General features: G+C 57.4%; 14 protein-coding genes. 7 read left to right on the top strand and 7 right to left on the bottom strand.

Going from position 1 to position 15,545, the window contains the following annotated elements:
- The first annotated feature begins 82 nt into the window (after window positions 1-82).
- The 3 genes from AK821_RS14000 (at window position 83) to ahpF (ending at window position 3,409) form a co-directional block, all read left to right on the top strand.
- Complete coding sequence (locus AK821_RS14000; protein ID WP_064390222.1) at window positions 83-1,021, top strand: site-specific integrase; 939 nt, start codon at window positions 83-85, stop codon at window positions 1,019-1,021.
- Between the two features lie 137 nt (window positions 1,022-1,158).
- Window positions 1,159-1,722: an alkyl hydroperoxide reductase subunit C gene (ahpC, locus tag AK821_RS13995; RefSeq protein WP_007912224.1), complete on the top strand. Its 564-nt coding sequence runs from the start codon at window positions 1,159-1,161 to the stop codon at window positions 1,720-1,722.
- A gap of 124 nt (window positions 1,723-1,846) precedes the next feature.
- Window positions 1,847-3,409 (top strand): alkyl hydroperoxide reductase subunit F, encoded by a 1,563-nt coding sequence (gene ahpF / locus AK821_RS13990; protein ID WP_064390221.1) that lies wholly within the window; start codon window positions 1,847-1,849, stop codon window positions 3,407-3,409.
- A 267-nt stretch (window positions 3,410-3,676) separates the two neighbouring features.
- Here the strand turns inward: ahpF and gloA are convergent, their stop codons facing one another.
- A complete protein-coding gene (gene gloA, locus AK821_RS13985; protein ID WP_064390220.1) occupies window positions 3,677-4,198 on the bottom strand; it encodes a lactoylglutathione lyase in 522 nt (173 codons plus the stop codon).
- A gap of 137 nt (window positions 4,199-4,335) precedes the next feature.
- On the opposite strand from gloA, the gene AK821_RS13980 reads away from it, so the two are divergent.
- A complete protein-coding gene (locus AK821_RS13980) occupies window positions 4,336-4,854 on the top strand; it encodes a DUF4946 domain-containing protein (protein ID WP_064390219.1) in 519 nt (172 codons plus the stop codon).
- 219 nt (window positions 4,855-5,073) lie between these two features.
- On the opposite strand, the gene AK821_RS13975 is transcribed toward AK821_RS13980, so the two are convergent.
- The 3 genes from AK821_RS13975 to AK821_RS13965 form a co-directional block, all read right to left on the bottom strand.
- Window positions 5,074-5,439 (bottom strand): histone-like nucleoid-structuring protein, MvaT/MvaU family, encoded by a 366-nt coding sequence (locus AK821_RS13975; protein WP_064390218.1) that lies wholly within the window; start codon window positions 5,437-5,439, stop codon window positions 5,074-5,076.
- 235 nt (window positions 5,440-5,674) lie between these two features.
- A complete protein-coding gene (locus tag AK821_RS13970; protein ID WP_064390217.1) occupies window positions 5,675-7,210 on the bottom strand; it encodes an EAL domain-containing protein in 1,536 nt (511 codons plus the stop codon).
- Between the two features lie 114 nt (window positions 7,211-7,324).
- Entirely contained in the window at window positions 7,325-8,197 is an 873-nt protein-coding gene (locus tag AK821_RS13965; RefSeq protein WP_064390216.1) for a LysR family transcriptional regulator, read from the bottom strand.
- Window positions 8,198-8,274: 77 nt separating this feature from the next.
- Here AK821_RS13965 and AK821_RS13960 point away from each other — a divergent pair, with 77 nt between their 5' ends.
- Complete coding sequence (locus AK821_RS13960; RefSeq protein ID WP_064390215.1) at window positions 8,275-9,222, top strand: DMT family transporter; 948 nt, start codon at window positions 8,275-8,277, stop codon at window positions 9,220-9,222.
- Window positions 9,223-9,467: 245 nt separating this feature from the next.
- On the top strand, window positions 9,468-10,544 hold the full coding sequence (gene hppD, locus AK821_RS13955) for a 4-hydroxyphenylpyruvate dioxygenase (RefSeq protein ID WP_016984437.1): 1,077 nt from the start codon (window positions 9,468-9,470) through the stop codon (window positions 10,542-10,544).
- Window positions 10,545-10,670: 126 nt separating this feature from the next.
- Here the strand turns inward: hppD and rarD are convergent, their stop codons facing one another.
- From rarD to AK821_RS13940, 3 genes are all read right to left on the bottom strand, one after another.
- A complete protein-coding gene (gene rarD / locus AK821_RS13950; protein ID WP_064390214.1) occupies window positions 10,671-11,552 on the bottom strand; it encodes an EamA family transporter RarD in 882 nt (293 codons plus the stop codon).
- A 193-nt stretch (window positions 11,553-11,745) separates the two neighbouring features.
- Entirely contained in the window at window positions 11,746-12,759 is a 1,014-nt protein-coding gene (locus AK821_RS13945; RefSeq protein ID WP_064390213.1) for an aldo/keto reductase, read from the bottom strand.
- Window positions 12,760-12,937: 178 nt separating this feature from the next.
- The gene (locus AK821_RS13940; RefSeq protein ID WP_064390212.1) at window positions 12,938-14,248 is read right to left on the bottom strand and encodes an MFS transporter; all 1,311 of its coding nucleotides are present in this window, start codon (window positions 14,246-14,248) and stop codon (window positions 12,938-12,940) included.
- Window positions 14,249-14,419: 171 nt separating this feature from the next.
- Here AK821_RS13940 and AK821_RS13935 point away from each other — a divergent pair, with 171 nt between their 5' ends.
- Window positions 14,420-15,538, top strand: a complete 1,119-nt coding sequence (locus AK821_RS13935; protein WP_064390211.1) for a sugar diacid recognition domain-containing protein — start codon at window positions 14,420-14,422, stop codon at window positions 15,536-15,538.
- Window positions 15,539-15,545: the final 7 nt, after the last annotated feature.

Genomic DNA, 15,545 nt, shown 5'->3' with positions numbered 1-15,545 from the left:
GGATATACTGGTATTACCCAGTGTCAGGCGGCAAAATGCGTTTCTGCATCCCTGTCTCAGTACGCCAGCGAGAAAACAGCCCATGAGCGATCTGGATCGCTATCTGCAAGCCGCCACGCGCGATAACACCCGCCGCAGCTATCGCGCAGCCATTGAACATTTTGAAGTGAAGTGGGGCGGGTTTCTGCCGGCCACGGCTGACAGCGTGGCGCGATATCTGGTGGCTCACGCCGGCGAGCTGTCGATCAATACGTTGAAGCTGCGTCTGTCAGCGCTGGCGCAATGGCATAACAGTCAGGGCTTTGCCGATCCGACCAAAGCGCCGGTGGTGCGCAAAGTCTTCAAAGGCATCCGGGCATTGCATCCGGCGCAGGAGAAACAGGCCGAGCCGTTGCAACTGCAGGATCTGCAGCGCGTCATCGATTGGCTGGAGCATGAGGCGCAAACGGCGAGAGAGCAGCAGGATCGGCCGTTACTGCTCAAGGCTTATCGTGATCGCGCACTGATTCTGCTGGGATTCTGGCGCGGCTTCCGCAGCGATGAACTATGTCGCTTGCAAATCGAGCACGTGCAGGCACACGCCGGCAAAGGCATCACCTTGTACCTGCCACGCAGCAAGGGCGATCGGGAAAATCTCGGCCAGACCTATCAAGCCCCGGCGCTGCTCAAGCTCTGCCCGGTGCAGGCTTACATCGACTGGATCACCGAAGCCGCGCTGGTGCGTGGCCCGGTTTTTCGCAGCATCGACCGCTGGGGCAATCTCAACGAAGAAGGTCTGCATGCCAACAGCATCATTCCTCTGCTGCGTCAGGCTTTGCAGCGCGCCGGCATTGCTGCCGAAAACTACACCAGCCATTCCCTGCGTCGAGGCTTCGCAACTTGGGCCCATCAAAGCGGCTGGGATCTGAAATCCCTGATGAGTTACGTCGGTTGGAAGGATATGAAGTCCGCGATGCGCTATGTTGAAGCCAGCCCATTCCAGGGGATGGCTCGGATTACGGATAACCCGGCTTCGTCGTAGATATCGTTTTCTTCTATTAATACAGTCAGCTAATAGCGAAAACAAATCAGCAGCATCAGGTTTGCCAATGAGCCATCCGTCGAGTGAGTGGGTAGGATTCACCCATCGAATTCACAACCACTGACGGAGAGTCATCAATGCCTATCATCAACAGCCAAGTAAAACCGTTCAAAGCTACCGCGTTCAAAAACGGCGACTTCGTTCAAGTCTCGGACGCTGACCTGAAAGGCAAGTGGTCGGTCGTGTTCTTCTACCCAGCCGACTTCACCTTCGTTTGCCCAACCGAGCTGGAAGACCTGGCTGACAACTACGCTGCTTTCCAGAAACTGGGCGTAGAGATCTACAGCGTTTCCACCGACACCCACTTTGCCCACGCTGCCTGGCACAACACTTCGCCAGCCATCGGCAAAATCGAATACACCATGATCGGCGATCCGACCCACGCCATCTCCCGCAACTTCGACGTACTGATCGAAGAAGTTGGCCTGGCTGACCGTGGCACCTTCGTGATCAACCCTGAAGGCCAGATCAAAATCGTTGAACTGAACGATGGCGGCGTTGGCCGTGACGCTTCCGAGCTGCTGCGCAAGATCAAGGCTGCTCAGTACGTTGCTGCTCACCCAGGCGAAGTTTGCCCAGCCAAGTGGAAAGAAGGCGAGGCCACTCTGGCACCGTCCCTGGACCTGGTCGGCAAGATCTAAGTCTGTGACACGCAACTCAGGGCGGTACGCCGCACCTTCTTAAGTACGCTGCACCGCCCAATAAAAATGCCCGGGCGAGATTCGCTCGGGCTTTTTTTCGCCTCAAATAAAGGAAATCGCCCGTATGTTGGACGCCAATCTTAAAGCCCAGTTGAAATCGTACCTGGAACGGGTCACCCAGCCGATCGAGATCGTTGCTTCCCTCGACGACGGTGCGAAATCCCGTGAAATGCTCGAACTGCTGAAAGACGTTGCCAGTCTTTCGAGCCAGATTACCTTGATCGACAGCGGTGACGACGCGCGCAAGCCATCGTTCTCGATCAACCGCCCGGGCGCGGACATCAGTCTGCGTTTCGCCGGCATCCCGATGGGCCACGAATTCACTTCGCTGGTACTGGCCTTGCTGCAAGTCGGCGGCCACCCTTCGAAAGCCAGTGTTGAAGTGATCGAGCAGATCCGTTCGCTCAAAGGCCAGTTCAGCTTCGAGACTTACTTCTCGCTGTCCTGCCAGAACTGCCCGGACGTGGTCCAGGCGCTGAACTTGATGGCCGTGCTCAACCCGAATATCCGCCACGTCGCTATCGATGGCGCGCTGTTCCAGGACGAAGTCAATGATCGCAAGATCATGGCTGTGCCGAGCATCTACCTCAATGGTGAAAACTTCGGTCAGGGCCGCATGGGGCTGGAAGAAATTCTCGCCAAACTCGACACCGGCGCCATCGAGCGTCAGGCCGAGAAAATCAGCGCGAAAGAAGCCTTTGACGTATTGGTCGTCGGCGGTGGGCCCGCCGGTGCTTCGGCAGCGATCTATGCCGCCCGTAAAGGCATCCGCACCGGTGTAGCAGCTGAGCGTTTCGGCGGTCAGGTGCTGGACACCATGGCCATCGAGAACTTCATTTCCGTGCAGGAAACCGAAGGGCCGAAACTGGCCACGGCGCTGGAAGAACACGTCAAACAGTACGACGTCGACATCATGAACCTGCAGCGCGCCGACAAGCTGATCCCTGGCAAGAACGGCGAATTGCATGAAGTGCGCTTCGCCAGCGGCGCAACCCTCAAAGCCAAGAGCGTGATCCTGGCGACCGGTGCGCGCTGGCGTGAAATGAACGTGCCGGGCGAGCAGGATTACCGCAACAAAGGCGTGGCGTACTGCCCGCACTGCGATGGCCCGCTGTTCAAAGGCAAGCGCGTGGCGGTGATCGGCGGCGGTAACTCCGGCGTTGAAGCGGCCATCGACCTGGCCGGTATTGTGTCCCACGTAACGCTGCTGGAGTTCGACGTGCAGCTGCGTGCTGACGCCGTGCTGCAACGTAAGCTGCACAGCCTGCCGAACGTCACCGTGATCACCAGTGCGCAAACCACTGAAGTCACCGGTAATGGCGAGAAGGTCAACGGCCTGCGCTACAAGGATCGCAATACTGATGAGCTGCGCACGGTCGAGCTCGAAGGGATTTTCGTGCAGATCGGTTTGCTGCCGAACACTGACTGGCTGAAGGGCACTATCGAGCTGTCGCCGCGTGGCGAGATCATTGTCGATAACCGTGGCGAGACTTCGATCCCGGGGATCTTCGCTGCCGGTGACGTGACGACTGTGCCATACAAGCAGATCGTGATTGCGGTGGGCGAGGGCGCCAAGGCTTCGTTGAGTGCTTTTGATCACTTGATCCGCACGTCGGCCCCGGCTTAAACGTCCGGCCAGAAATGAAAAACCCGTGAGTGATCACGGGTTTTTTATTGCGTGTGAAACGTTGCCCCTCACCCCAGCCCTCTCCCGAGGGAGAGGGCACCGACCGAGGTGTCTGGCGTTTTCCATCGACTTGAATGACCGAGTCGATTATGGATTCGGTAAAGATCTTTCACGTCGGCGGAATTCTTGAATATCCCCCAATCAGTCCCCTCTCCCTATGGGCGGTCCGACGTTTCGGGAGGGTTAGGGTGAGGGGCTTTTCAGCCTTTACAGCGGCGCAGGCTGAATGATCTCGACCCAGTAACCATCCGGATCCTTGATGAACGCCAGGCTTTTCATGCGGCCATCGCTCAGGCGCTTCTGGAAATCACAGCCCAGCTCTTCAAAACGTGCGCACGCAGCAACGATATCCGGTACCGAAATGCAGATGTGGCCAAAACCACGTGGATCGGTATTTCCGTTGTGATAAGCGAAGTCCGCGTCGTTCTCGGTGCCGTGGTTGTGCGTCAGTTCGAGAATGCCCGGGATCGATTTCATCCACTGGGTACGTGCAGCGGCGTCGGCCGGGATCTGCGCCTTGTCGACCAGTGCGAGGAAGTACAGGCTGAACTCGGCTTCGGCGAAGTCACGTTTTTCGACCAGCGAGAAACCCAGCACGCGAGTATAGAAGTCCAGGGATTTGGTGATGTCCTTCACGCGCAACATGGTGTGGTTGAAGACAAAGTGTTGGGTTGCGCTGTCTGGTGTGGCGGTGACGCCGGGAAAGGTGTTCAGTTCGTGCAGGCTCATGGGCCCTCCAATAACTATGGGCGAGTGATGGGCGCAATGATACGCATGCCCGCCGGCATCGCCAAATGAAAGGCGGGCTTGCCCTGAAAGTGAGCGAGGCTCAGACTTTACGGCTCAATTAGCGAGTGCGCCTGGCAATGATCCGACTGTTCAAATCCCTGTTTGTTTTTTCCGCTTTGTCCCTTGGCGCAACTTGCGTGCTGGCGGATGCACCGGACGTCACCTGGCCTGCAGGCTGGGAGGTTGAAGCGCTGCCGCAAGCGTCGCCGCAGGTTTCCCGGCAACGGGCGGTAAAGAACGATGCCGAGGGCAATCAGGTGATGGTGATGGAGTTGACCATGACGCAGGTCGAGACTGGCCATCAGGTCAACTTGGAGGGCGTGCTGCTGGAAATGCGCAAGTCCATCCAGAAGGGTTTCTTTCAGGACGGCTACCAGAGTGTCTGTAACAAAATCCATCCGGCAACGCTCGGTTCTTTGTCCGCGCTGGAGACGACTTGCACGATCACTGAAAACGGTCGACACGTGTTGTCGCAAACCCTGGTCGCCGCAGTCGAGGTGGACAAGGCCTATGTTCTTTCCTACGCAGGACAGGCCGAGGTGTATAAGGCTAGTGCCGATGAAATAGTGGCGGTAAAAAACAGCCTGAAACTTTAGTCATCTGTTCTATGCGTGACTCGACTAGATACCCGAACGGATTAAGCACAAAGTTAAACGTAGACCGCGAATGGCAACATCACGCGGCGAAACGTTTAAGGTTTTTCTCAGCAGCGTTACAGACTATTCCTAACTTGCTCGATGAAATTAATTTCATTTGTTAGATATTGTCAATAAAAAAGCCCTGCATAGAGCAGGGCTTTTTTTGTTGGCGTGAGATTAACCGCGCAACCAGGAATCAACGGTGGCGGCACCGTATTGTTCTTTCCAGGCTTTCAGGCCGCGGTGGTTACCACCCTTGGTCTCGATCAGTTCACCGGTGTGCGGGTTTTGATAAACCTTGACCACGCGTGCGCGGCGGGTTTTCGGTGCTGCCGAGGTTTGCAGAGCGGATTTTGCCGGATTCGGATCGAGAATGGAGATGATGTCTTTCAGGCCTTTGCCGTAGGTTTTCATCAGCCCCTGGAGCTTTTCTTCGAATTCGATTTCTTTCTTCAACCCGGCATCGTTCTTCAGCGATTCCAGCTGCTTGAGCTGTTCCTGAAGGGCCTTTTCAGCTGCACGAAATTCAGCGAGTCTGGACAATATCTTTACTCCAATAGTGTGTTTGGCTGATACCAACCGCAAACAAAGCTATAAGCCAAGAGCCTTGAAACGACTCCGTGATAAATGGCTCACCTGCGAATTTTTGCTCAGGTTGAAAAAATTGTAGTAGTTAATGCGTCCAGAGTAAATCCTGATGTTGTCTTCATGTAACAACAGCGGTCTTTTGTATCAATTTGGTGCGCCTGATCGGCGTGTCAAGCTTAACGCCAGTAAGTTAATGTTGACTTAATGCGCTGATGAAGTCGGCGGCAGGCATTGGTTTTCCGAAGAGATAGCCTTGCAGAAAGTTGACCTGGTGCGCGGTCAGGTAGTCCGCCTGCGCTTGAGTTTCGACACCTTCGGCAACAATCCCCAGATCAAGCTTGGCCGAGAGTTCGATAATCGTGTCGAGAATATGCCGTGACAGCGCGTCGATCCCGATCATGGCAACGAAACTCTGGTCGATCTTGAGAAAATCGACATTGAACTTGCGCAAATAGCCAAGGCTGGAATGGCCGGTACCGAAATCGTCGATGGCGATCTTCACCCCCAAGGTATGCAACTGTTCGAACAGTTGGTGAGTGATGTCGGTCGGTTCAATCAGTTGGCGCTCGGTCAATTCCAGGATCAGGCTAATGCTGCCAGGCGCGAACGCTGCGAGAAACTGGCGGCATTCGTCAACCAGTTCCAGGTCCCGACAATGACTTGCGGTGATGTTGATGCCGAGGTGGAAGGGCGTGGCGAAGCTTGATGACAGTGGCCCCAGTACGGCGGCGGTCTGCTGCATCAACGAACGGGTCATCGGCACGATCAATCCGGAGTGTTCGGCAAACGGAATGAACAGGTCCGGGCGTACCAGGCCTTCTTTGGGATGATCCCATCGCATCAGCACCTCTGCGCCAGACCATTTTTTGCTGTCGCCGTGCACGACGGGCTGGAAGTAGGGGATGAACTCGCCAGCTTCCAGCGCACGGAGCATTTCATGGCTGGGAGACGTCGAGCGTTTTTGCAAGACATGACCAATCGCACCGGAGACTATTCCAAAGAACATCAACAAGCTGAACAGCGGCGGATATTCGTCCGCCATGTAACGCCACGTTTCGCCTTGCGGGTAACCGGCGGCGACACTGAAGGCATAGCGCGACGACTGCAGCATGCTTTGTGCAATCGGCAGCGCGGGAAGGCTGCCTTGGTGCACTTTGCCGTCGGCGGACAGCCAGTTGTCGCCGACCTGCAGCAGCAACAGGGTTTGCCGGCCAATCAAGCGCAGAATGTTGCTCAAGTGATAACCGTCAAGCGTGGTCAATGCGCCGCCACGACCCTCACCCAAGCGGTAAACCAGCAGCGCGGTATCGGGCGTCACCGGGTTGCCGTTCATAAGCCACAACTTGCCCTCGTGGTAATCGCCGGAGTTGACCGCTTCCTTGTAGTCACCGAACAGCGAACTGCAATAGAGATTGTTGTCCCAGACCAGATTGGTCGAGCGTACAAACGGTCGGCGAGTGACCTGCTCGCGCAACGCCAGTTTCACCTCTTCGCAGGTTTTTCCGGCCAGTGGCAGTAGGTCTTTGGCCGCCTGCGCAGTGTTGTCGAGCATCAACTCGAACTGGCGCAGCGCCTCGGTGGCGGTCTGCCGGGTGCTCTGCTGCAAAGTGCGCTCGGCCTGCATGTAGAGAATCACACCGCCGAGCGCCACTGGAAGCAGGCCGCTGAGCAGGGTCACGACGAGGCGGGTGCTGCGTTTTCGGCGAGGTCTGACGGTCAATGGCATGGGCGCATCCTGTCGCGATGAAGGGGACTCTTGAATGCAGGCTGGAGAATGGCGCGCTGCTGAAAAACAGTTGAGCCATCGGGGAGGATAGATGGCAGATGCCGCTTGCGCCGCTCAGGGATGATTTATCCGCGTGGCCAACTCGATAAAGGCCAGTGTGGCCGGTGAGGCCTGGCGCTGATCAAGGACGGCGAGGCCGACCTGGCGTTTGACTTGCGGCGACAGCGCAACTTTCACATACCGTGGATTCTGCGCCTGCGGTAGCGAGCTTTCAGCGACGACGGTGATGGCATCGCCACGACTGACCGTGTCGAGAGTGCTGAGCAGTTGCGAGCAGCGAAAACGGATATTCGGTTGCAGGCGAGCAGCGCTGAACAGTCGCGACACCAGCTCCGAAGATCCCGCTTCTGTAAGCACGAATGGGTCGTCGCACAGCTCCCTGAGGTTCACCGTCGAGCGCGTCGCCAAGCGATGGTCAAGCGGCAGCAGGGCAACCATCTGGTCTTCGATCACGGCAAAGGTGTCGAAGCGCTCTTCAGGCAGTACCACGAAACCGATGTCGATCCGCCGCTCTTCCAGCCACTGGATCACCTGTCGATCGGGTCCTTCATCCATATGCACTTCGATGCCTGGATAGGCGTCGCGATAGCGCTGCAATATCGCCGGCAACAGCTTGACCGAGGAAGTCGGGCCGAATGAACCGATGCGTAAAGTGCCGCGCTTCATGCCACGGGCATCGGCAGCCTCCTGACGCAACGTGTTGGCCAGACCCAGCATGGCCCGGGCACGCAGCAACAACTGTTCGCCGATATCGCTGAGCGCTACTTGTGACTGATGCCGACGCAGCAGTTCGACGCCCAGTTCCTGCTCCAGTGATTTCAGCGCGTGCGACACCGCTGACTGGGAAATGCCCAAACGATGGGCGGCCAAGGTAAATCCGCGCAGCTCGGCAACCAGCGAGAAGATTTCCAACTGTGTGAGAGTCATGAGTATTTACTCATTTTACGATGAACAGGAATGAGATGGATCATACGCCATCCTTCAGTTACCCGGATTCAAGCCTTATGCATAATCTTCAGCAAACCCAACCGACAACCACCGACATGCCGGTCTATCTGACGTTGGCGGCAGTCACCATGGTATGGGGCGGGACTTTTGTCGCCGGGCGTTTTCTCGCTGGTAGCCTCAGCCCGATGTTCGCCGCCAGCCTGCGCTTCCTGCTTGCCAGCGCAGCGTTGCTCGGATTTCTGTGGCTGGCGCGAATTCCGTTGGCACGGCCTGCGCCACGGCAATGGCTGCAACTGGCATTGCTGGGGTTCTTCGGGATTTTCTTCTACAACGTGTGTTTCTTTTATGGCTTGCAGTACATCAACGCCTCGCGTGCTTCATTGATCGTTTCGTTGAATCCCGCGGTGATCGGCCTCGCGTCGTGGTTGTTGTTCAAAGAACGTCTGGCACGCGTGAAAGTCATTGGCATCGTGGCGTGCATTGGCGGTGCTGGCGCGGTAATCGTCAGCCGCAATCCACAACTGCTGGCAGCAACGCCCGACGCCTGGATCGGTGACGTACTGATCCTCGGTTGCGTGCTGGGCTGGGGGGTGTATTCGTTGTTTTCCCGCAGTCTCAATCAGGCGCTCGGGCCGGTGCAGACCGTGACGTACTCGATCCTGCTCGGCACGCTGATGCTGTGGACGCTGGCGGCGGTGCGCGGCGAACTGAGCTGGACGGCGTTGCTCGACCTGGGCGTGACGCAGTGGTTGAGTCTTGTCTATTTAGGCGTGTGCGGTTCGGCGCTGGCGTACATCGGTTACTACGACGGCATTCGCAAAATCGGCGCGACGCGGTCAGGGGTGTTTATCGCCTTGAGCCCTTTGACTGCCGTGTTGCTGGGCGCGCTGCTGCTCGGTGAGCATCTGACGCTAGCCATGTATCTGGGCGGTGCGTTGATCCTGGCGGGCATTTATCTGTGCAACAAACCCCTTGCGCCGTCGGCAAAAAAGCGGATTTTATAGAGAGAGCAGACAAGCCTATTTACGCTGTGTAGAATCGGGTTACGCATACAATAATAATCGTCTTCTGGCAGCAGAAGCCTCGCCCGCAAGAGCCTTGGGTCGACAATGAAGATATTCGGGTTTCAACTGATCTACGGTGACTTCCTCGCCCGCAGTGTGCGTGGCATCTCCTGCGCGCCACCCACCAACCTCGCATGACTGACAAATAACCCTGGTTAATTTGATAAGAATGATGAGGCGTCACCATGACAGATTTATACGAAAACCCAATGGGCCTGATGGGCTTTGAATTCATCGAGCTCGCATCGCCGGTGCCGGGCACCCTGGAGCCGATCTTCGAGATCATGGGCTTCACCAAAGTCGCCACCCACCGCTCGAAGAACGTGCACCTGTATCGCCAGGGCGCGATCAACCTGATCCTCAACAACGAACCGAACAGCGTCGCTTCGTACTTCGCCGCCGAGCATGGCCCGTCCGTTTGCGGCATGGCGTTCCGCGTCAAGGATTCGCAAAAGGCCTATAACCGCGCACTGGAACTCGGCGCTCAGCCGATCCACATCGAAACCGGCCCGATGGAGCTGAACCTGCCAGCGATCAAAGGCATTGGTGGCGCGCCGCTGTACCTGATCGACCGTTTCGGCGAAGGCAGTTCGATCTATGACATCGACTTCGTGTTTATCGAAGGCGTTGATCGCAATCCGGTTGGCGCTGGTCTGAAAATCATCGATCACCTGACGCACAACGTGTATCGCGGTCGCATGGCCTACTGGGCGAACTTCTACGAGAAGCTGTTCAACTTCCGCGAAATCCGCTACTTCGACATCAAAGGCGAGTACACCGGCCTGACCTCGAAAGCGATGACCGCGCCGGATGGCATGATCCGCATCCCGCTGAACGAAGAATCGTCCAAGGGCGCAGGTCAGATCGAAGAGTTCCTGATGCAGTTCAACGGCGAGGGCATCCAGCACGTTGCATTCCTCACCGACGACCTGATCAAGACCTGGGATCAACTGAAGAAAATCGGCATGCGCTTCATGACCGCACCGCCGGACACCTACTACGAAATGCTCGAAGGCCGCCTGCCGAACCACGGCGAGCCGGTCGATCAACTGCAATCGCGCGGCATCCTGCTTGATGGCGCGTCGGAGCAGGGCGACAAACGCTTGCTGCTGCAGATCTTCTCGGAAACCCTGATGGGTCCGGTGTTCTTCGAGTTCATTCAGCGCAAGGGTGACGATGGTTTCGGCGAGGGCAACTTCAAGGCCTTGTTCGAATCGATCGAGCGTGATCAGGTGCGTCGCGGTGTACTCGCTACCGAGTAATCCGCTACACCGATAGACACTGTAGGAGTGAGCCTGCTCGCGATAGCGTTTTCAGATCCGGCAATGCTGGTGACTGAATGACCGCAATCGCGAGCAGGCTCACTCCTACATTTTTTTTTGTTTGGCTTAAGGACGGCGTTGGCGCATCAGATGTTTGAAGCCTTCGAACACCAGCACCACAACCGCCATCCAGATCGGAATATACGTCAGCCATTCGCCAGACTTGATGCTCTCGCCGAGCAGCAGCGCCACGCCGAGCAACAGCACCGGCTCAACATAACTCAACAATCCAAACAGACTGAACGGCAGCAGGCGGCTGGCAATGATGTACACCACCAGTGCCGAGGCACTGATCAAACCCAGTAGCGGGATCAGCCACATCAACCCCGGGTATTGATCGAACACGCCCAAACCTTGCTCACCCCCACGCACGAACCAATACGCGACTGGCAGCATCAGCGTCATATCAACCCAAAGCCCGCCGAGGTGATCGGTCTTCAGGTATTTGCGCAGGACGAAGTACAGCGGATAGCCGACCACGACCACCAGTGTCGCCCAGGAAAATCCGCCAACCTGATACAGCTCATTCAATACACCCAGCGAAGCGAAGAACACCGCGATTTTTTGCAGGTACGACAGGCTTTCGCCGTAGGCGATCCGTCCGGTCAGCACCATGGCCAGCGGCAGCAGGAAGTAGCCGAGCGACACATCGAGGCTATAGCCATTGAGCGGTGCCCACATGAACAGCCACAACTGCACACCGAGCAGAGCGGAAGAGACGATCAGCCCGGCGATCAGTTTTGGCTTCGCGGCCATCAGCCGAACCAGCTCCAGCACCCGTCGCCACTCGCCAGAGACCAACATGAACACGGTCATGCACGGCACCGTCAGCAGCATCCGCCAGCCGAAAATTTCCACGCCGCTCAATGGGGTGAGCAGCGAGGTGTAGTAATACATGACGGCAAACAGCACCGAGGCCGAAACCGATAAAGCGATACCTTTAGACAAACTGTCCTCGCGGGTGGGTGATCAAACGGGGCGCGAAGGATACGTGGTTTTTGTGCTGAATATTGGCCGCCTGCTCATTATTTTCAACACGTACACCCCCCAATTGTAGGAGCTGCCGCAGGCTGCGATCTTTTGATTTTAAAAAAAACAGATCAAAAGATCGCAGCCTGCGGCAGCTCCTACATGGATGGCGTCAGGCTGAGTGGGTTTTGCGGCCGGACACAAAATGACTGACATCGTTGAAGCCCGGTGTCGATGCATGCCCCGGTGTCACCAGCGAATCGATAAACGCTTCATCTTCAGCGGTGATCTTCACCGCCTGCGCCTTGGTGTACGCATCCCACTGTTCTTCCGTACGCGGCCCGACAATCGCCGACGTCACCGCGCTGTTGTTCAACACCCAGGCAATCGCGAACTCGACGATTCCGACGCCACGTTGTTCGGTGTACTGATGAATTTGCTGGGCAATGCGCAACGACTCCACGCGCCATTCGGTTTCCAGAATGCGTTTGTCCTGACGCCCGGCGCGGCTGTTGGCATCCGGTGTCACGTCCGGCGCGTACTTGCCACTGAGCACGCCACGGGCCAACGGGCTGTAAGGCACCACACCGAGGCCGTAGGTTTGCGCGGCGGTAATCTGCTCGGTCTCGGCCTGACGGTTGACGATGTTGTACAACGGCTGGCTGATCACCGGCCGATCGACGCCCAGTTTGTCGGCGATACGAATCACCTCGGCAATCCGCCAGCCGCGATAGTTCGACAGGCCCCAATAGCGAATCTTGCCTTGGCGAATCAGATCGCCAATCGCCGAAACGGTTACTTCCAGCGGCGTGTTGTGGTCTTCGCGGTGCAGGTAATAGATGTCGAGGTAGTCGGTGCCCAATCGGGTCAGGCTGGCGTCCAGACCATTGAAGATATGCTTGCGGCTGAGGCCGCTGCGGTTTGGCACACCGTCCACCGGGCCGAACCCGACCTTGGTCGCCAGCACCCACTCATGCCGATTGCCGGCTATTGCTTCACCGACGATCTCTTCCGAACGACCGTTGGTGTATACGTCGGCGGTGTCGATGAAGTTGATGCCCTGATCCCAGGCCTTGTCGATGATGCGCAACGACTCTTCGGTACTGGTCTGCTCGCCGAACATCATCGTGCCGAGGGTGAGGGTGGACACCTGCAAACCCGAATGCCCCAGTGTGCGATAGCTCATGCCGAAATCCTTTTGTCGGTGGGAAACCTCAACAAATAACAGATGCGTAACAGGGCGCAAAGTGAATTGTTGCGGCGTTTAAACGCAAAAAGATCGCAGCCTGCGGCAGCTCCTACAAGGAACACATTCCAAGGAAGGAGCTGCCGAAGGCTGCGATCTTTTGATCCTGCTCTTGTAATTAAGCCCGCAACGTCCGCGTCATCCGCAGCGCCAACAGACTCCCGCCAACAATCACACCCGCCAGCAGATACAACGCCGCATCAGTCGAGCCGGTGCTGTCCTTGACCCAACCGACCAGGTACGGGCTGAGGAAACCGGCCATCTGCCCCATCGAGTTGATCAATGCCAGACCACCGGCTGCAGCGCCGGCACTCAACATGGCGGTCGGCACTGGCCAGAACATTGGCAGGCCGGTCAGCGCGCCCATGGTCGCAATGGTCAGGCCGAGAATCGCAATCGCCGGGTTGCCCGCAAAGTTCACCGCGATGACCAGGCCGATCGCGCCCATCAGCATCGGCACCACCAAGTGCCAGCGACGTTCTTTGCGCAGATCCGCCGAGCGACCGACGACCAGCATGAACACCGCCGCCAGCAGATACGGAATCGCGCTCAACCAACCGATCACCAGGTTATCGCTGAAGCCGAGGTTCTTGATGATCGACGGCAGCCAGAAGTTGATCGCATACACGCCACTCTGGATACAGAAGTAGATCAGGCCGAATGCCCAGATTGCCGGGTTCTTGAACACGGCAATCAACGAATCGGAAGTGGTTTTCGGCTTGTTCGCCAGGTCTTCGGCCTGATCCGCTTCAAGCACCGCGCGCTCGTGCGGGGTCAGCCACTTGGCATTGGCGAAGCTGTCGCTCAGCAGGAAGTAGGCGAGGGCGCCAAGGACCACCGTCGGAATGCCCTGCAGCAGGAACATCCACTGCCAGCCGGCCAGACCGCCCTGGCCTGCGGCGAAGTGATTGAGGATCCAGCCAGAGAACGGGCTGCCGAGCAAACCGGATACCGGGATCGCCGACATGAACAGCGCCATGATCCGGCCACGACGGAAGGTCGGGAACCATTGCGAGAGATACAGCACGACGCCCGGGAAGAACCCGGCTTCGGCCGCACCGGTAAACAGGCGCAGGGTGTAGAACTCGGTCGGGGTGGTGACGAACAACAGGCAGGTCGACAGTGTGCCCCAGGTAATCATCATCAACGCAATCCAGCGTCGAGGACCGAACCTGGTCAACGCCAGGTTGCTTGGTACGCCGCACAGCACGTAACCGATGAAGAAGATGCCGGCACCGAGGCCGTACACGGTTTCGCTGAATTTCAGTGCGTCGAGCATCTGCAGTTTGGCGAATCCAACGTTGACCCGGTCGAGGTAGTTGAACAAGTAGCAGATGAAGATGAAGGGGATTAAACGCAGGGTGATGCGTTTATAAACGGCATTTTTATCGTCGTCGATGGTCTGGGTAGCTGCGGCGCTGTGCGACATAGCGGCTCTCTCTTTATTATGATTTTTTGCGATGCAAAGGGTAACGTTGATCGCCCTGAGAGTCTCGGCCAACCTTGGCAGGATTGTCTTTGTGCCTGAGCACAGGGTTTGCCGCCAGACCCTGGGGGGGTAAACAACCGCCAGTGTCAGAAAATAAGGATTGCCGCCGTTATGTTTGAACTCGATCACGACCTCGCCCAGGACATCGTCGACCGGGCCATGGCCATTTTGCCCTACAACGTCAACGTCATGGACAGCCAGGGTCTGATCCTCGGCAGCGGCGAACCCGAGCGTATCAACACGCGTCACGAAGGTGCGCAACTGGTGCTGGCCAACGGTCGCGTGGTGGAAATCGATGCGCAAACCGCTGTGCATTTGAAAGGCGTGCAACCGGGGATCAACCTGCCGCTGCTGCTCGATCAACGTCTGATCGGTGTACTCGGCATCACTGGCGAGCCGGAGCAACTGCGCACTTACGCTGAGCTGGTGCGCATGACCGCCGAAATGCTCGTCGGCCAGCGCAATCAGCAGGCCGAGCAGCAGTGGCGGCGGCAGCGCTGCGACGATCTGTTGGCATTGCTGTTGAGCGAGGCCGGAGATTCGCCGCGGTTGATTGATGAGGCGCAGCAATTGGGGCTCAAGCCGCAATTGACGCGGGTGCCGTACCTGTTTGAGCTGGGTCTGGAGCATGGGCCGGGACAAACCGTCGATGCGCTGAGTGCCTGGCTGACCTCGCGCTATCCCGACAGTTGGTGCGTAAGTTCGGCCAAGTCGTCACTGCTTTGGTGTCGGCCAGCGAGTCACAACGTCGAGCATGATCGGCTGCTGGAAAAACTCGATGGTCTGGGCTGGAACATTTTGCGCATTGCCGTCGGCGGCCAGGCGGATGGCTTGCTCGGGCTGCGACGTTGCTATCGACGGGTCGGCGATTTGCTCGCCTATGGCCGTGAAGTGTTACCGCATTCACGCTTGCTGACGCTCAATCGCTATCGCTTGCCGGTGATGTTGTGGCGGCATCGCAATGACGATGCGCTGGATGAATTGCTCAAGCCGCTGCGCAAGGTGATCGCCAAGGACGGCAACGGCCAATTGCTGGCGACGCTGCGCAGTTGGTGCGAACACGACGGGCAGAGTCAGGCGTGTGCGGATGCGTTGGGCATTCACCGCAACAGTTTGCGCTATCGGATGGAGCGGATTGCCGAGTTGAGTGGGGTTGATCCGTTGCGGCTGGACGGGATGTTGGCGCTGTATCTTGGGGTGCAGTTGCTGCCGCAGATCGACCCGAATTGATCGGTGT

This window comes from Pseudomonas sp. RIT-PI-r (assembly GCF_001297015.1).
Lineage (GTDB): Bacteria > Pseudomonadota > Gammaproteobacteria > Pseudomonadales > Pseudomonadaceae > Aquipseudomonas.
This window is presented reverse-complemented; position numbering and strand designations above follow the sequence as displayed.